Origin of the sequence: Chelatococcus asaccharovorans (assembly GCF_003201475.1) — a bacterium.
Taxonomy (GTDB): domain Bacteria; phylum Pseudomonadota; class Alphaproteobacteria; order Rhizobiales; family Beijerinckiaceae; genus Chelatococcus; species Chelatococcus asaccharovorans.
In genome coordinates, this window is sequence record NZ_QJJK01000007.1 from 434,244 (window position 1) to 449,826 (window position 15,583).

General features: G+C 64.9%; 17 protein-coding genes. 10 read left to right on the forward strand and 7 right to left on the reverse strand.

Going from position 1 to position 15,583, the window contains the following annotated elements:
• Positions 1 to 72: 72 nt before the first annotated feature.
• The 5 genes from ybaK (at position 73) to C7450_RS18860 (ending at position 2,902) form a co-directional block, all read left to right on the forward strand.
• Complete coding sequence (gene ybaK, locus C7450_RS18840; protein ID WP_110375959.1) at positions 73 to 546, forward strand: Cys-tRNA(Pro) deacylase; 474 nt, start codon at positions 73 to 75, stop codon at positions 544 to 546.
• A gap of 214 nt (positions 547 to 760) precedes the next feature.
• Complete coding sequence (locus C7450_RS18845; RefSeq protein ID WP_110376029.1) at positions 761 to 1,369, forward strand: superoxide dismutase; 609 nt, start codon at positions 761 to 763, stop codon at positions 1,367 to 1,369.
• A gap of 189 nt (positions 1,370 to 1,558) precedes the next feature.
• Positions 1,559 to 1,873 (forward strand): ArsR/SmtB family transcription factor, encoded by a 315-nt coding sequence (locus tag C7450_RS18850; RefSeq protein WP_110375960.1) that lies wholly within the window; start codon positions 1,559 to 1,561, stop codon positions 1,871 to 1,873.
• A complete protein-coding gene (locus tag C7450_RS18855) occupies positions 1,870 to 2,229 on the forward strand; it encodes an SRPBCC family protein (RefSeq protein ID WP_110375961.1) in 360 nt (119 codons plus the stop codon). The genes C7450_RS18850 and C7450_RS18855 overlap by 4 nt, the downstream gene beginning before the upstream one ends.
• Before the next feature lie 46 nt (positions 2,230 to 2,275).
• The gene (locus C7450_RS18860) at positions 2,276 to 2,902 is read left to right on the forward strand and encodes an ATP-dependent Clp protease proteolytic subunit (protein ID WP_110375962.1); all 627 of its coding nucleotides are present in this window, start codon (positions 2,276 to 2,278) and stop codon (positions 2,900 to 2,902) included.
• Here the strand turns inward: C7450_RS18860 and C7450_RS18865 are convergent.
• The 3 genes from C7450_RS18865 to C7450_RS18875 form a co-directional block, all read right to left on the reverse strand.
• Complete coding sequence (locus C7450_RS18865) at positions 2,894 to 3,562, reverse strand: NHL repeat-containing protein (RefSeq protein ID WP_110375963.1); 669 nt, start codon at positions 3,560 to 3,562, stop codon at positions 2,894 to 2,896. The two genes, C7450_RS18860 and C7450_RS18865, sit on opposite strands and share 9 nt — an antisense overlap.
• Before the next feature lie 320 nt (positions 3,563 to 3,882).
• Entirely contained in the window at positions 3,883 to 4,665 is a 783-nt protein-coding gene (locus C7450_RS18870) for an IclR family transcriptional regulator (protein ID WP_245449913.1), read from the reverse strand.
• A 74-nt stretch (positions 4,666 to 4,739) separates the two neighbouring features.
• A complete protein-coding gene (locus tag C7450_RS18875) occupies positions 4,740 to 5,918 on the reverse strand; it encodes a M24 family metallopeptidase (protein ID WP_170147317.1) in 1,179 nt (392 codons plus the stop codon).
• A gap of 239 nt (positions 5,919 to 6,157) precedes the next feature.
• Here C7450_RS18875 and C7450_RS18880 point away from each other — a divergent pair, with 239 nt between their 5' ends.
• The 4 genes from C7450_RS18880 to C7450_RS18895 are packed head-to-tail and all read left to right on the forward strand — an operon-like array spanning position 6,158 to position 10,261.
• Positions 6,158 to 7,120 (forward strand): Bug family tripartite tricarboxylate transporter substrate binding protein, encoded by a 963-nt coding sequence (locus C7450_RS18880; protein WP_110375965.1) that lies wholly within the window; start codon positions 6,158 to 6,160, stop codon positions 7,118 to 7,120.
• Positions 7,121 to 7,123: 3 nt separating this feature from the next.
• A complete protein-coding gene (locus C7450_RS18885; RefSeq protein WP_110375966.1) occupies positions 7,124 to 7,546 on the forward strand; it encodes a tripartite tricarboxylate transporter TctB family protein in 423 nt (140 codons plus the stop codon).
• Entirely contained in the window at positions 7,546 to 9,099 is a 1,554-nt protein-coding gene (locus tag C7450_RS18890) for a tripartite tricarboxylate transporter permease (protein ID WP_110375967.1), read from the forward strand. Before C7450_RS18885 ends, C7450_RS18890 begins: the two co-directional genes overlap by 1 nt.
• A gap of 10 nt (positions 9,100 to 9,109) precedes the next feature.
• Positions 9,110 to 10,261: a threonine synthase gene (locus C7450_RS18895; RefSeq protein WP_110375968.1), complete on the forward strand. Its 1,152-nt coding sequence runs from the start codon at positions 9,110 to 9,112 to the stop codon at positions 10,259 to 10,261.
• 11 nt (positions 10,262 to 10,272) lie between these two features.
• Here the strand turns inward: C7450_RS18895 and C7450_RS18900 are convergent, their stop codons facing one another.
• Positions 10,273 to 11,007 (reverse strand): GntR family transcriptional regulator, encoded by a 735-nt coding sequence (locus C7450_RS18900; protein WP_110375969.1) that lies wholly within the window; start codon positions 11,005 to 11,007, stop codon positions 10,273 to 10,275.
• Between the two features lie 99 nt (positions 11,008 to 11,106).
• Here C7450_RS18900 and C7450_RS18905 point away from each other — a divergent pair, with 99 nt between their 5' ends.
• Positions 11,107 to 12,345, forward strand: coding sequence for a benzoate/H(+) symporter BenE family transporter (locus tag C7450_RS18905; protein WP_110375970.1), 1,239 nt, complete (start codon positions 11,107 to 11,109; stop codon positions 12,343 to 12,345).
• A gap of 427 nt (positions 12,346 to 12,772) precedes the next feature.
• On the opposite strand, the gene C7450_RS18910 is transcribed toward C7450_RS18905, so the two are convergent.
• The 3 genes from C7450_RS18910 to C7450_RS18920 form a co-directional block, all read right to left on the reverse strand.
• A complete protein-coding gene (locus C7450_RS18910) occupies positions 12,773 to 13,852 on the reverse strand; it encodes an amino acid ABC transporter substrate-binding protein (protein ID WP_110375971.1) in 1,080 nt (359 codons plus the stop codon).
• A gap of 91 nt (positions 13,853 to 13,943) precedes the next feature.
• Entirely contained in the window at positions 13,944 to 14,597 is a 654-nt protein-coding gene (locus tag C7450_RS18915; RefSeq protein WP_110375972.1) for a L,D-transpeptidase, read from the reverse strand.
• Positions 14,598 to 14,630: 33 nt separating this feature from the next.
• Entirely contained in the window at positions 14,631 to 15,140 is a 510-nt protein-coding gene (locus C7450_RS18920) for a hypothetical protein (RefSeq protein WP_146227394.1), read from the reverse strand.
• Between the last annotated feature and the right edge of the window lie 443 nt (positions 15,141 to 15,583).

The window sequence follows — 15,583 nt, forward strand, 5'->3', positions numbered from 1 at the left end:
GATTTATATCCCCGCCGACGAAACGGTGCAACCCATGGGGGTCGCGTGGCGGGACAAGGAGAGAAACCATCGATGTCAAAGGCGACCCGAGCGACGCAGGCCCTCGAGAAGGCCGGCATAGCCTTTACGCTCCACAGCTATGCATATGATCCCAATGCCGAACGCGTGGGGCTGCAGGCCGCCGAGGCGATCGGCGAGGCGCCTGAGCGCGTGTTGAAGACGCTGATGGTGCGCGTCGATGGGAAGCCGGTCTGCGTGATTGTGCCGTCGGATCGCGAGGTTTCGATGAAGAAGCTCGCCGCGGCCTTCGGCGGCAAGTCCGCGGAGATGATGAAGCCGAGCGATGCGGAGCGGCTGACCGGATACAAGGTCGGGGGCATCAGCCCCTTCGGACAGATGCGCAAGGTCCCGACGGCCATCGAGCAGCAATCGCTGGCGCATGAGCGCGTGTACATGAATGGCGGGCAGCGGGGCCTGCAGGTTCGCCTGGCCCCCGGCGATGCGCAGGTGGTGCTGGACGCCCTGGTGGCACCGGTCATTGCCTAGGGTCAGGCCCCATTCATCTGGTTGAAATGTGTGAGGCCATGGATCTTCACGTGAATTCGGCTGAATTAAACAAGTGGCAGCTTGACAAATTGTGTCTCGCTATTAACAAATCGCTGGCTCAGTCAATCAGCTCCTGGCGGTCCCGCCCGCCGGCCTTGTCTGCCTGCGGCGGATCGATTGGAGCCATGCCTCGACCTTTTGAATGGAGCTTTTCATGGCCTTCGAACTTCCCGCCCTTCCGTATTCGACCAACGCCCTGGCTGCCGCAGGCATGAGCCAGGAGACGCTCGAACTCCACCACGGCAAGCACCATCAGGCCTATGTGACGGCGCTGAATGGCTTCGTGGAGAAGAATGACGATCTCAAGGGCAAGTCGCTGGAGGAGATCATCCGCTTCACCACCGGCAAGGCGGAACTGGCGCCCGTGTTCAACAATGCGGGCCAGCACTGGAATCACATCCTGTTCTGGCAGGCGCTGTCGCCCCAGGGCGGCGGGATCCCGGGGGCGCTTGAGAAAAAGCTCGTCGCCGATTTCGGCAGCGTCGACGCTTTCAAAGAGGCGTTCAAGACGGCGGCCACGACGCAGTTTGGCTCTGGCTGGGCCTGGCTCGTTCTCGGCGACGACGGCAAGCTCAAGGTTACAAAGAGCGCCAACGCGGACAATCCCCTCGCCTCGGGCCAGGGCAAGTCCCTCATCGGGCTCGATGTCTGGGAGCACAGCTATTATGTGGATTTCCGCAATCGCCGTCCGGACTATGTCACCAACTTCCTCGAGAAGCTCGCCAATTATGAATTCGCCGAAGCGGAGCTGAACAAGGCCTGACGAATCTCTCGCGGGCGGGGGAAAGTCCTGTCCGCCGTGTGCCCCTCGGCGATGCGCGCGCAAAGCCCAGGCTGCCGATTCCTCCATGTATGGAGCCATGGTCCCCATGGCTCTTTTTTTTGGCCGCCTGCACGCAAGCGCGCTGAAAAAACAGTTGCGAATCATATAAGTCATCGCTTATCTGTTGGCATGGTCGAGAACGAGATATTCCGGGCCCTTTCGGATCCAACCCGCCGCGCGATCTTCGAGAAGCTGGCGGCTGGCGCGATGAATGCGACCTCGCTGCGTGCGGGACTGCGGATCAGCCAGCCCGCCATGTCGCAGCATCTCGCCGTCCTCCGGAGCGCGAAACTCGTCCGGGTCGAGCGGCGGGGTCGGTTCGTGAACTATGAGGTGGACCCGGAAGGTCTCGCGCTCATTGCGCAATGGCTGGCGAAGTATCGCGCTTACTGGCCGGCGCGTGTCGAGGCCTTGAAGGTCTTGCTGAAGGATATGGACCAATGAGCACGGTAAAGACGGAAGAGCCGGACAAGACGATCGATCTCGAATACGACATCGACGAGCCGCCGGGCAAGGTCTGGCGCGCCATTACGGTTCCAGAGCTCCGCGACGTCTGGCTTCCGGGCGACGTTCTGGCCGAGACGGAGGCCGCGTCGCTGACGCCGGGAGAAGAGGTCAGCTACCTCATCCGTGAAAGCGCTCCGCCATTTCTCGTCAGTATCGTGACCTTTCACATTGCCCCGAATGCCGCCGGTGGAACCAGCCTGCGGATCGTCCACGAATGCGCGGATGTCGGGGTGCGCCCAACGAAGGCCGTGGCCGCGAACGACGACATCCGGCCCGTCATGCGGGCGGCCTGACAGGCGGCAATCCTCACCGGATCTTCAGCGAGATTGGAGTTCGCCGATGCGCGAAGCGATGCAACTCGTCCCCATGGTCATCGAACAATCGAGCCGCGGGGAGCGGTCTTTCGATATCTTTTCCCGTCTTCTGCGCGAACGGATCGTCTTCCTCAATGGCGAGGTGAATGATGGCATATCCGCGCTCGTTTGCGCGCAATTGCTGTTTCTGGAAGCGGAAAACCCGAAAAAGCCGATCCACTTCTATATCAACTCGCCCGGCGGCGTCGTGACGAGCGGCCTCGCGATGTATGACACCATGTGCTATATCCGCGCGCCCGTGCACACCCTTTGCATGGGCACGGCCCGTTCGATGGGATCCTTCCTGCTGATGGCGGGCGAGCCCGGCCACCGCGCGGCGCTGCCCAACGCGAGCCTGCATGTGCATCAGCCATTGGGTGGCTTCCAGGGCCAGGCATCGGACATTCTCATCCATGCCGAGGAAACCCGGCGCACCAAGGAACGCATGACGCGGCTCTATGCGGAGCATTGCGGGCGAACCTACGCGGAGGTCGAACGCGCACTCGACCGTGATACCTTCATGACGGCGGAAGAGGGCCGGGACTGGGGGCTGATCGACCAGGTCCTTCGTTTGCGGGGAGACGAAGGCGATAGCGCGGTCGGATCAGCTTGAGGCATCCGGCTTTACGTCCGCCGTGGCCGCGCGCCTTGGCCGACGGACAGCTCGCACCTTCCCGCTTGGCCCGCCGCCGCAGAAGAAGCGGTCGGCTCCGTCGGATTCGAGCCCGGATACACAGACGCCGGGTGGCATCTCGATTGTCTCCAGGACATCCCCGGTCAAAGGATCGACGCGCCGCAATTCGCTCTCATCGCCCTCCCAGGTCCCGTGCCAGAGTTCCTGGTCAACCCAGGTCACGCCGGTCACGAAGCGGTTGGACAAGATCGTGCGGAGAACGGCGCCTGTCTCTGGATCGATCTGGTGGATCTTCCGGTCCCGGTAATGGCCCATCCAGAGCGTTCCCTCCGCCCATGCGAGCCCCGAGCCGTCGCCATAGGGCGCGGGGATCGTGGCGAGGATGCGCCCCGTCGCAGGGTCGATCTTCTGGATGCGATCCGCCGCGAGCTGAAACAGATGCTGACCATCGAAAGCCGTGCCCGCATGCGCGGCGACATCGAGCGTACGTGTTGTCACCCCGCTGGTGGGGTCTATGGCATTGAGCTTGTCGCCCGATGCAAACCAGATGTCCCGGCCATCGAACGTCACGCCATTCACCTGATCGGTGCTCGGAAAAGGCCCGTATTCGTGGAGGATTTCGGCTCTCGATTGTCTCATGGGTCGATCCTTTAGGTATGCGGCCGGCGATGCCGCCGCCCTTCGTCCCCACAGTTTTAGTCGCTCGGCAGCGCGGGCAGGAGTAACAAGATTGTCGTGAACCCTGGCTTGGGCGGCGTCATTCCCGGCTCGAAAAACCTCTCCTCATCAGCCTGCCAGTGGAGCGAATTTGACATTTGAGTCCCGCCGGACATCAAGCTCCAGATCAAATGTCAAATTCAAAAGCTCCACTCGAAGCAATAACTTGCTAGTGGTTCTCTTGTCTCCAACATTGGCCCCGAGGGTGGTATCGGGCGGATGCAAATGTCGGAGTCAAACCACTAGCTGTGCTGATGGCCGAGCGACTGGGAGATGCGGGCGGCGCTCGCGGTGACGAGATCGGCGACGGCGGCGACGGTGAATTCCGGCGTCGACCATTCCGCGAAGGCGGTGCTCAAGGCTGCGATGACCTTGCCGGATGTATCGCGGATCGGGGCTCCCACGGAGATGATGCCCGGGATGTTCTCGCTTTTGACGGTGGCATAGCCCTTTTGCCGGATATCCGCGAGTTCGCGCATGAGGATCTGCGGGTCGGTGATGGTGTGCGGGGTGACCTGCGCCAGCGGCTCCGCCGTCAGCAGGCGATAGGCTTCGTCGGGGGAAAGGCCCGCGAGCAGCGCCTTGCCGAGCGCCGTGCTGTGCAGATAGGTGAGCGAGCCCGGCGCGCTGCGGATCGCGATCGGTCCGTCGCTCTGGACGGAGAGAATGTAGATCGCGCGAAGACCCCGCACGACGCCGAGATAGCTGTTCAGGAGATGCTTCGATGCCAGCATGTCCAGCTCGGGCAACGCAACCGAGATCAGCCGGTCCTTTTTCGTCAGGCTCCAGCCGAGACCAAAGGCGCGATAGCCGATGGCATAGCGGCGCGTCTCCGGATCCTGGGTCACGAAGTTATACTGCGACAGCGTGTTGATCAGCCGCTGGGTAATGGCGGCGCTGAGATCGAGCCGCCTGGAAATCTCCTTGACGCCCATGGCCGTCGGGGATTTGTCCAGCAGTTCCAGGATTTCGAGACCGCGCTCGAGGGACTGACTTCCCGCCACCGGCTTTCCTTGCTCCACCATGCTGGTTTCCACGCCCTCCTGTCATGGCGCACGTCGCCAAAGCGCCGATGCGTCAGCATCTTCGCGGTTTGATATTATATTGGAACGATCCTAAGGGAGCGGTCGATGGTGGAAAACAGGTCGAAGCCGCTCTCCGTCAAGAGCCCCGTATCTTCCACCATCATGCCGCCCCAGCCCGGTTCGTAGTAGGGGGTCTCGAGACAGAAGGTCGATCCGGCCTGCAACGCTTCGTCGCTGTCGGGCGTGATGACGGGATGTTCATAGACCGCCAAGCCGATGGCATGGCCGACATGCTGGCGCCGGAAGGGGGCAAGGCCGTTCTCTTCCACCGTCCGGACAGCCGTCGCGAAGACCTCGCGTGCGCGAACGCCGGGTCTGATGAAGGCGATCTCCGCTTCGAGCCCGGCGAGAAGGGCGGCATAGCGCCTGGCCTGCAACGGCGTCGGCTCGCCGATGACGGCGGTACGCGCCATGTCGGATTTGTAGCCGTTGAAGCTGCAGCCGACATCGAAACGCAGAAGGTCGCCGCGTTCGAGCGGACGATCGGTGCTCATCGCGTCGGCGAGCGCGCTTCGCAAGCCCCCGACCACGGTCAGATTGCGCGGCAATCCGCCGCCGAGCGCCATCTGCGATGCGACAACGGAAGCGACCTCCTTGTCGGTCACGCCGACGGCGGCCGCCGCGATGCCAGCCTCGATCGCCCGTTCGGTGATGACGGTCGTGTAGCGCAGCAGCTCCACCTCGAAATTGAGCTTCCTGCTGCGCAGCGCAAGCATCCATCCGGACGCGTCGCAGAGGTGCTCGGTCCTCGTCGCCAGCGCATCAAGGATGCCCTTCGGGAGAAAGGCGTTCTCGGCTGCGATCCTCCGCCCGCCCATGCGGGCGAGCGCTGCGGCAAAGGCCTCTTCGAAGGTCGCGTGGCGAACGGACGTGAGGGCTGCCGGCGTATCGCCGCTGAAGAAGAAGGTGCCGAACGGGTAGATGGCATCCGGCGCGAGGCCGGCATCGATGGCGGGCGCGAAATCCGCAGCCGGCGCCACCATGAGAAGGTCGCCGGCGGTGACGATGGCGGCATAGCTGTAGCGGCGGTTGATCGTCGCGCCCATGCTCTCGTAGCCCGTGGCGTAGAGAACATTCTCGGGGCTTGCGACGACGACAACGTCGAGGCCGTCTTCGGCCATGCGGGTTCTTATGCGAGCCAGTCGCTCCGCGGCGAGGGCCGCAAGCCCGGCGGCCAGGGCGGATCTATCCAACGTCACGTCTCCAATTGTTCCGATAATAGGATCATTGTTTCGATTATCAATCTCGCGGATCCGCTCTGTCAAGCCGGTCATTGCGATCCGCGTCCTGGCGATTCGCGTCCTGGCGATCCGCGTCCTGGCGATCGGCTTCGCGGTCGGAGAGCCGAGGTTGACAACGGGAAACAAACTGCCCTAGCCTCAATAAAAGAAACAGTATTCCTATTATCGGAACAATATGAGGGGATGGACGAATGGACCGTCGCAATTTCATGCTGTCGACCGCCGCCCTTGCGGGCACGGGTCTTTTCGGGGCAGCCGTTTCGGCGCGTGCGCAAGGCTATCCAACGCGTCCGGTCACGATCATCGTACCGTTCGCGGCTGGCGGGGCGGGCGATCTGAGCGCCCGTGTGGTGGCGGACTACGCCAGCAACCGTCGCGGCCATGCGACCGCGGTGGATTTTCGTCCCGGCGCGGGCGCGACGCTGGGGACGACGCAGATCGCCGAGGCGAAGCCGGATGGGGCGACCATCGGCCTCTACTCGGTCAGCCCCTTCGGGACCACGCCGCATCTGCAGAAGGTGGCCTATGATCCCTTAAAGGATTTTACCTACATCTCCGCCTATGTCTTTGTGCCGATTGCCTTCTATGTGAAGGCGGACAGCCAGTTCAGGCGCTGGGAGGAGGTTGTCCGCTATGCTGTGGACAATCCCGGCAAGTTGCGCTGGGGTACCGCTGCCGTGCGCGGCGCAGCCCATGTGGCGACCGAGGCCGCTTTCCGCAAGGCGGGGGCAAAGACCACCTTCGTTCCCTTCAAGGGCGGTGCCGAGGCCATGACCGCCCTGCTCGGGGGCCATATCGAGGCCTCCGTCTCATCCGATTTCGGCCCCCAGCTTGCGGCCGGGCAGGTCAGGCTTCTGGCCTCCACCGGCAGCGAGAAGGTGCCCGGGCAGCCCGACGTGCCCACCTTCGCCGAACTCGGACAGCCGCTCGCCATCGAGGCCACCTACGGCCTGGTCGGGCCGGCGGGCCTGCCGCCGGAGGCTGTCGCCTACTGGAACGCGGTGATCCGCGATCTCCAGGCGACGCCCGATTTCAAGGCCTATCTCGACGTCGTCAAAGGCGGGCGGATGTATTGGGACAGTGCCGAATTCACCGAGAGGGCGAAGGAAGCCTATGTCCGGCTTGGCCGGACGATCAAGGAACTCGGGCTCTGATCCATGCGCGGCGCTCTCGTCTTGATGGCTGTGGCAGCCACCGCGCTGGTCTACAGCGTCCTCCACTATGACATCTGGATGTCCGGCATGCCGGGCTCCGGCCTGATGCCGCTGGTCGGGGCAAGCCTGGTCATCGTCGCCTGTCTCGGCGTGGCGATCCGCGAACGCGGGCTGCCGTCCGGCTTCACCGTGCATCCGGCGCCCCTTGCCTATGGGGTCGGCTTCGTCCTGCTTTTGCCGCTGACGGCGCTCATCGGCCTGTTGCCGGCGCTGGGATTGATGGCGGTCGCGATCCTGCGCTGGGTCGAGCATCTGTCGCTCGGCCGCTCCGTCGCCGTGGCGGCCGTGGCAGTTCTGGGAAGCTGGCTTTTGTTCCAGCGGCTCTTGCTCGTGCCGCTTCCGCTGGGCTGGATCTGGGGTTTCTGATGGATGTCCTGAGCAACCTCGCGCTGGGTTTCGGCCAGGCCGTTTCTCCCGAAAACCTCTTGATCGCCCTTGCCGGCTGCATCGTCGGCACGGCTGTCGGCGTGCTGCCTGGTCTCGGGCCGACGGCAACGATCAGCCTCTTGCTGCCGATCTCGGTGTATCTCGACAAGACGAGCGCCGTCATCCTCCTGTCCGGGATCTATTACGGCGCCATGTATGGCGGGTCGATCACCTCGATCCTGGTCAAGATTCCCGGCGAGGCCGCGAGCGTCATCACCTGTATCGACGGCTACCAGATGGCGCGCAAGGGGCGTGGCGGCGCGGCGCTGGCCATTGCGGCCTTCGGCAGTTTCTTCGCGGGCGTCGTCGCCACCATCGGCATCGCCGTCGTCGGGCCGGGCGTCGCGGATTATGCGCTGGCCTTCGGCCCTATCGAAAAGACATCGCTCTTCATCCTGGGCTTCATGCTCGTCCTGGGCGTCGGGGAGAGTTCCAAGATCAGGGCGCTCGCGATGATCGGGCTCGGCCTGCTGCTGGCGACCGTCGGCGTCGATCTCGTCTCGGGCGACGAGCGCTTCGTCTTCGACATTCCCGCGCTGCGGGACGGCTTCGGTATCGCCATCCTCGCCATGGGGCTGTTCGGCATCAGCGAGGTGCTCCTGATGGCTGAAGGAGACGAGACCACCGGTGCTCCCATACCCCACGCCGGGCGTCTCAGGGACCTGATGCCGAACCGCCGCGAGATCCGCGAATCCGCCGGGCCGGTGATGCGGGGCAGCCTGCTCGGCTTCTTCCTGGGGCTTCTGCCGGGCGGCGGCGCGCTGATCTCGAGCTTTGCCAGCTATATGTTGGAGCGCAAGCTCTCACGCACCCCGGAGGCTTTCGGACAAGGCGCGGTCGCCGGCGTCGCGGGGCCTGAAGCCGCCAACAATGCCGGCGCCCAGGCGAGCTTCATTCCCTTGCTGTGCCTCGGGATTCCGGCCAACGCGACCATCGGCGTCATCATGGGCGCGCTGCTGCTCGCCGGCATCACGCCGGGACCGCGGCTGATCGTGGAGCATCCGGAGCTGTTCTGGGGCGTGATTGCCAGCATGTTCGTCGGCAATCTCATCCTCGTCGTCCTGAACGTTCCGCTGGTCGGGCTCTTCGTATCGCTGTTGCGCGTGCCGCGCGCCATCATGGCGATCCTGATCACCTTCTTCTGCGTCATCGGGGCCTATAGCTTCAACAACAGCATGTTCGACGTCGGCACGATGCTCGCCTTCGGGCTCGTCGGCTACGCGCTGCGCAAGGCGCGATTCGATGTGGCGCCGCTTCTGCTGGCCTTCGTGCTCGGCGGCTTGATCGAGGAGAGCCTGATGCAGGCGCTCATCATCGGCCATGGCGAGCTGAGTGCCTTCCTGGTCAGCCCGTTGAGCGCCGTCTTTCTGGCCGCTGCGGTGCTGGTCAGCGTCATGCCGCCGATCCTCTCGCGCCTCTTGCGCAGGAAGAGCCGGGACGCGCTCCCGCAAGACCTATCCAAAGACCTTCCCAAAGACCTGCCCCAACCGTGACGAGACAGACATGCCGATCATGAACCGCCACCTTGTGGGCTTCCGATGCATCCGCTGCGACGCGCGATATCCCGTCGCCGACTACCCGGAAGGCTGCCCGCGCTGCCTCGCCGAGGCCTTCCCGGCAAGCGTCGTGCCCGTCTATGATGAGAGCCTGCCGCCTCTGCGCCTCGACGGGCCTCGGAACGGCATGCGCCGTTTCGCCGATCGCCTTCCCTATGGCGACTACGACTCGCTGGGCGAGGGGGATACGCCGCTTGTCGCGCTGCCGCGGCTCGCCGGTGAACTGGGTCTCGAGAGCCTGCATCTCAAGCTCGAAAGCGCCAATCCCACCGGCTCCCACAAGGATCGGATGAGCGCCCAGTTCGTCGCCCGTGCGAAGGACAGGGGCGCCCCGGCCGTGATCGCGGCATCGAGCGGCAACGCGGGCACGTCGCTCGCGGCCTATGCGGGGCTTGCAGGCATGCCCTGCACGATCGTGACGACGCGCGCCATCAGCCCGCCCTGGCGGCGGGCCCTCGTCATGTCCGGGGCGGAGATCATCTACGCCGAGGACAGCCTGGAGCGTTGGGTCATCGTCCGCCGGAAGGTGAGGGAGGAGGGCTACGCATCCGCGACGAACTATCTCGATCCGCCCGTCGGCAGCGATGCCTTCGGTGTCGAGGGCTATAAGACCCTTGGCTACGAACTGGCCGAGGATGAGGAGGCGGCTGCCGCCGATGTCGTCGTCGTGCCCACCGCACGAGGCGATCTCATCTGGGGCATCTATCACGGGTGGTCGGAAGCGATCGCGGCACAGCGCGTCGCCACAATGCCGCGTCTCGTCGCTGCGGAGCCTTTTCCGCGTTTGCAGGATGTGATGCAGGGGGCGGATCTTCGCGGGCACTTCCCCGGCCAAACGTCGCTGGTGTCGATCGCCGGGGCGACCGTCACCTATCAGGCCTTCGAGGCGGTGCGGCGCAGCGGCGGCACGGCCGTTGCCGTAACGCAGGGCGCCGCGGAGGCGGACCAGCTGGCGCTGGCGCGCGCGGGTCTCTATCTCGAATTGTCATCGGTCGCGCCGCTGACCGCGTTGCGGAGGTTGATGGACCAGCCGGGCAGCACTATTCGCCGGGCCGTCCTGATTGCGACATCGCACGGCTATAAGGAGCCGGCGTCCTGAGCGCGACGCGGTCACGCCTTTGCAGGCGGGATGGCGCTCTCTCCATGCGGCCCTGAGGACTGGTCGTCACGCGCGGCGAAGAACGCGGCAATCGCGCGCGCGGCCGTCGTCAGATGTCCGCGCAGCACGTCGACAGCCGTCGCGACATCCCGTTCTCGCGCGGCGGCCACCATCGCGCGATGGTCATCCTGGGACATATGGGCGCGACCTTTGGCCGCCAGATGGAAGCGCAGATAGCGGTCGAAGGAGGCAAGCTGGCTCTCCGTGAGCGCGATCAGCTTGGGATGGCCCGCCGCGCCATAGAGCGTCATGTGAAAGCGGCGATTGAGCTCGCCCATGCGCCCCGGCTCGTCAACCGTGTCCATGTCGACGATCAGGTCTTCCGCCAGGGTGAAATCCTCATCGCGCAGATGCGGGATAGACAGCGCCAGCGCGGCCGGCTCGAGCGCCATGCGGATCGCGTAGGTATCCGCCGCGTCCGCCGCTGAAATCTCCGTCACGACGGCGCCCTTGTGCGGCACGAAGTCGAGCAGCGCCTGTGCTTCAAGCTGTCGCAGAGCCTCACGCACCGGCATGCGGCTGACGCCGAAGGCGGCGGCGAGATCCTCCTGCCGGAGCGGCGTCCCACCCGCCAGCCGCCCCGACAGGATGGCGGACCGCAGCGTAGCCTCGACGAAAGCTGTGGCGGTGCGATGCCTGAGGCCGCTCGTCGCGATGAGGTCGGCGATGGGCTGTAGCGCTGACATCCAATATCCAATTGTTGATTGGATCCAATTATGCCATAAGGCGGTGGCTTTGTCATCGTCGATCCGCGCGTCGGCGCAGGTCTCCAGCAGGCTCCCGCCATGAATCAGCAGGCAATCTATTCTTCGGACGACGCCCGCACCCCGGTCGCGGCGCCGCCGCCACCGCCTTCGCCGGGAAGCGCGTTGGTGCAGCCGCTCGCGGCGGGTGCCCTTGCGGCGGTCGTCGGTTTCGCCAGCGCCTTCACCATTGTCCTGCAAGGTCTCGCGGGCGTTGGTGCGACGCCCGAGCAGGCCGCGTCGGGCCTGTTGGTGCTCTGTGTCGGGCAGGGGCTGTTGGCGATCGTTTTCGGCCTCATCAGTCGCCAGCCGATCAGCTTCGCCTGGTCGACGCCAGGCGCGGCGCTGCTGATGGGCGCCGGCGTGCCGCAGGGCGGCTTCGGCGTGGCGGTCACGGCTTTCCTTCTGACCGGTCTGCTCATCGTCGTTGCGGGCATCTGGCGTCCATTGGGCCGGGCGGCGTCGGCTATTCCGCTGCATCTCGCCAATGCGATGCTCGCCGGCGTATTGCTCGAGCTCTGTCTGGCGCCGGTGCGTGCTGTCGCGACGCTTCCGCTGCTTGCCCTGCCCATCGTGGCGGCCTGGGCTCTCGGCTGGACCTTCGCGCGTCGTTTCGCAGTGCCCATCGCGGTTGCGACGACGGCAATCATCGTGGCGCTCGCGACGCCTATCCCGGCGGAGGCCTGGGCGCATCTGTGGCCGCAAGCTGTTTTTGTGAAGCCCGTCTGGGATCTGCTGCCAGCGCTTGGCCTTGCGATTCCGCTGTTCATCGTCACGATGGCCTCGCAGAACGTCCCCGGGCTCGCGGTGCTGCGCAGCAACGGCTATGACATCGCGGTCCGGCCGGTTTTCGTTGCGACCGGCGTGGCGAGCTGGGTTGTCGCCTTGTTTGGCGGACATGGCCTCAATCTCTCCGCCATCACCGCGGCGCTCTGCGCGGGGCCGGAGGCTGGTCAGGACCCGGCACGTCGCTATATCGCCAGCGTCACGACGGGGATCGTCTATATCCCACTTGGGCTTGGCGTGGGCTTCGCCGCGGCTTTCATCGCCGCATCGCCGCCGCTTCTGATCCAGGCGGTGGCGGGTCTTGCCTTACTGACCAGTCTCGCGGCTGCCTTGGCGAGTGCGCTGTCCCGGGAAGCCGTGCGCCTGTCGGCGCTCGTGACCTTCGTGACGACCGCTTCGGGCATCAGCATCTTCGGCGTCGGCGCGGCCTTCTGGGGTCTGGTTGCCGGTGGCCTGATGCTGATGCTCGAACGCCGGCAGCAGCATACGCCGTAGAGTGTACCGCAGATCGCCGGACGCTTGGCCGCGCCGCATGCATCTGTTTCGGACGGACAAGGGAGCGGTCGGTGCACAGGCCGGCGCGCATTGCCGCTTCATTACCGCCTGATGTCGCAATCTTAAGTTGAGGAACGCGGCGAGCGAGGCATCATGTCGATGCGGGAGGGAGGGCCCGCCGCCCCGGCCGCTTGCTGGTCCTTGGTCTTCATGCTTCGCCGGATCGCTTGATCCGGCGGGCGCGAGCCGAGACGCGCCCCATCGCTAGCCGGACGCTGATCACGCGGCCGGGGTTGTTCGTGCTTGCGCCTGCCGCTGGGCCCGGCTTGAGGAGGCAGAGCCCGCGCCGCGCCAAGCGCGATACGAAAACGGGGCCTGAAAGGCCCCGTCTTGACAGATCATCCCGACCGGCTGGCCACATGCAGCATCAGCGAATCGGCGGGGCGTAGAGAATGCCGCCCATGCTCCAGAGCTGGTTGAGACCGCGGGGGATACCAAGCTTGGACTGTACGCCGAGATTGCGTTCGTACATTTCGGCATAGTTGCCCGAGGCCTTGACAGCCTGCTGCGCCCAGCCGTCGCCGAGGCCGAGCATCTTGCCGAGCCCGCCCTCGGCGCCCATGAAGCGGCGCACGTCCGGTTTGGCGGACCCCTGCGCCTCGGCCAGATTGGTGCTGGAAATGCCCAGTTCCTCGGCGTTGACGAGGGCGAAATTCACCCACTGCACGATGTTCGACCAGGCGACATCGTCATTGCGCGTCACCGGGCCCAGCGGCTCCTTGGAGATGACGTCCGGCAGAACGATCGCTTCGGCCGGCTTGGCCAGTTTCAGCCGCTCTGCGTAGAGGGCCGACTGATCACGGGTGAGCACGTTGCACTGGCCGGCCTCGAAGGCTTTCAGCGCCTCGGCGGCGCTGGGGAAGCTCATCTCCTCGTAGGTCATGGAATTGGCGCGGAAATAGTCGCTGAGATTGAGTTGCGTCGTCGTTCCGGCTTCCACGCAGATTTTTGCCTTATCCAATTCGAGCGTGGAGGATACATCCAGCATCCGTGCCGCCAGAAAGCCCTGGCCATCGTGATAGGTGATGCCCGCGAAGGTGAGGCCGAGGCCGGCCTCGCGTTCGAGCGTCCAGGTGGAGTTGCGCGACAGGAGGTCGACGCGGCCGTCCTTCAGCGCCTTGAAACGCTCGCTCGCCGAGAGCGGGACGAAGGTGACCTTGGTGCGATCGTCGAAGATCGCTCCGGCGACGGCGCGGCAGAAATCCACGTCGAAACCGGACCATTGGCCCTGGGCATCCTTTTCCGAGAAGCCGAACAGGCCCTCGCTGACGCCGCATTGCAATTCACCGCGCTGCTTGACAGTGTCGAGCGTCGCAGCCCAGGCGGCCGGTGCCAGAAGGCAGGTGGCGGCAAGGCTGGCTGCCGCCGCAAGGGCTTGGCGCAGGCGACGGTGCGCCGTCCGCGTGGTGGTTGGGAACCCGGCGCGGGATGGTGCCGCTCGCAGCATGGTCGTCTTTCTCCTGCTCACCCGTCTCTTGTTTCTCTTCGACCCGGCCTCACCAGGGCGCCGGGTCACGTCGTGTCGCATCGGCCGCCAATCAGATCGTGGCGCCGTGGCGGATGATCACCTTCGTGCCCACGGGGACCCTCTCATAGAGGTCGATGATGTCGCCATTGGCAAGGCGGAAGCATCCCGAGGAGATCGCATGGCCGATCGTTTCGGGCTGGTTGGTGCCGTGGATGCGGAACACCGTCGAGCCGAGATAAAGCGCCCGCGCACCCATGGGATTACCGGGGCCGCCCGCCATGAAGCGGGGCAGATAGGGCTGGCGGGCGATCATCTCCGGCGGCGGGCGCCAATCCGGCCATTCCGCCTTGCGGCTGACATTGACGAGGCCCGACCACTGGAACCCCTCCCGGCCGACGCCGATGCCGTAGCGCAGGGCGCGGTTATTGCCCTGCACGAGATAGACGAAGCGCTCCGAGGTGTGGACGACGAGCGTTCCGGGCTTTTCGTTCGAGCGGAAGAAGACCAACTGGCGCGCGTAGGGTCCGTCGGTGATGACGACCTCTTCGGTCGAGACACGGCCGGGCTCATCGCCGATGTCGAGCGTCTCCTTGCCGGGGATGCGCGGCGCGCTTTGGGCGAGGGCAGCCCCTGCCAGCGTGGCTGAGAAGGACAGTCCGGCGAGAACGGCGATAACCGCCCCAACCGTCGACCGCAGGCTAGTCGCGTGTTTGGCCTTGCGCATTCAATACTCCACATGAACCTGTTGCGGCGGCTTTCAACCGCTGCAGCGCGCGAAAATGAAGGTGCCGTAGCGGCGATTGGCGTCGGGATCGACGAAGCGCATGACGAGCAAGTCGCCGTTGAATGAAAGAACCTCGCGGTCCTGCGGATGGCCGGCCGGGGCCTCGAAGCCGATGTAGGTCTTGCCGTCCGGGCCACGCTTGAGCGCCAGCTCGTAGAGATTCGGGTCGTCGGCGACATGCATCATGACACCGTTGGTCGGGCCTTTGGTGATCACATAGGGCTGGCTGCAGCCGGCACGCGCCTGGGCCTCGGTGCGCTTGCGGTCTTTTTCGTCATGGAACGAGGCGATGCCCCAGCGGCCGACAAGCTGATCACGTGTGATGGCAAGGCCCGCCGTGGCCGGTTGGCTGAAGCTCTGCCGCTCTTCCGGCATCATGGCACAGCCCGCGAGCGTCAGGCCGGCAAGGAGAATCGCTGTGATGATGGTCGCGCCAGAACGCGGGTGCCGCACGGCAGGGGATGAATGCTCCAAGTCAGCCACCGCGGTGGCCTGACTGCTTACCGAATATCGCCCGCGCATTGTTCCTCCCGTCGTCCCTGCCCGGTTCGCAGAATTGCTCGTCGCTATGCAATTCTAACGTTCAGCATAAGCTATAGTATGAGAAGCTTATGACGGGAAGAGCGAGACGATCCAGGACGTAACTTGCCGGCCTCGACGTGACTTGCTGTCCTCGACGTGACTTGCGGGCGCCGGCGGGCCGACGTCCATTCCGGGCGATATCCGGTAGCGGAGCTTCGTTCCCCCCGCCGGCTCCGTCAGTGTTCTCTGAAAGCGCCTGACATGGCGTCGGTGAGGGGTCGCATGAGGTAGCTCATGACGGTTCGCTCGCCGGTATTGAAGATGATTTCGGCGGGCATGCCGGGTCTGAGGCGTCCCTTGAGTTCTGCGGGGATATCGGTGTCGGCGACGGCGATGAGGGCGAG

Coding starts and splice junctions, on each gene's coding strand:
- C7450_RS18865 (WP_110375963.1), bottom strand. CDS start 3,562: ATGAGACAATCGAGAGCCGAAATCCTCCACGAATACGGGCCTTTTCCG.
- C7450_RS18880 (WP_110375965.1), top strand. CDS start 6,158: ATGGACCGTCGCAATTTCATGCTGTCGACCGCCGCCCTTGCGGGCACG.
- C7450_RS18915 (WP_110375972.1), bottom strand. CDS start 14,597: ATGCGCAAGGCCAAACACGCGACTAGCCTGCGGTCGACGGTTGGGGCG.
- C7450_RS18905 (WP_110375970.1), top strand. CDS start 11,107: ATGAATCAGCAGGCAATCTATTCTTCGGACGACGCCCGCACCCCGGTC.
- C7450_RS18855 (WP_110375961.1), top strand. CDS start 1,870: ATGAGCACGGTAAAGACGGAAGAGCCGGACAAGACGATCGATCTCGAA.
- C7450_RS18885 (WP_110375966.1), top strand. CDS start 7,124: ATGCGCGGCGCTCTCGTCTTGATGGCTGTGGCAGCCACCGCGCTGGTC.
- C7450_RS18890 (WP_110375967.1), top strand. CDS start 7,546: ATGGATGTCCTGAGCAACCTCGCGCTGGGTTTCGGCCAGGCCGTTTCT.
- C7450_RS18900 (WP_110375969.1), bottom strand. CDS start 11,007: ATGTCAGCGCTACAGCCCATCGCCGACCTCATCGCGACGAGCGGCCTC.
- C7450_RS18910 (WP_110375971.1), bottom strand. CDS start 13,852: ATGCTGCGAGCGGCACCATCCCGCGCCGGGTTCCCAACCACCACGCGG.
- C7450_RS18850 (WP_110375960.1), top strand. CDS start 1,559: ATGGTCGAGAACGAGATATTCCGGGCCCTTTCGGATCCAACCCGCCGC.
- C7450_RS18895 (WP_110375968.1), top strand. CDS start 9,110: ATGCCGATCATGAACCGCCACCTTGTGGGCTTCCGATGCATCCGCTGC.
- C7450_RS18845 (WP_110376029.1), top strand. CDS start 761: ATGGCCTTCGAACTTCCCGCCCTTCCGTATTCGACCAACGCCCTGGCT.
- ybaK (WP_110375959.1), top strand. CDS start 73: ATGTCAAAGGCGACCCGAGCGACGCAGGCCCTCGAGAAGGCCGGCATA.
- C7450_RS18860 (WP_110375962.1), top strand. CDS start 2,276: ATGCGCGAAGCGATGCAACTCGTCCCCATGGTCATCGAACAATCGAGC.
- C7450_RS18870 (WP_245449913.1), bottom strand. CDS start 4,665: ATGGTGGAGCAAGGAAAGCCGGTGGCGGGAAGTCAGTCCCTCGAGCGC.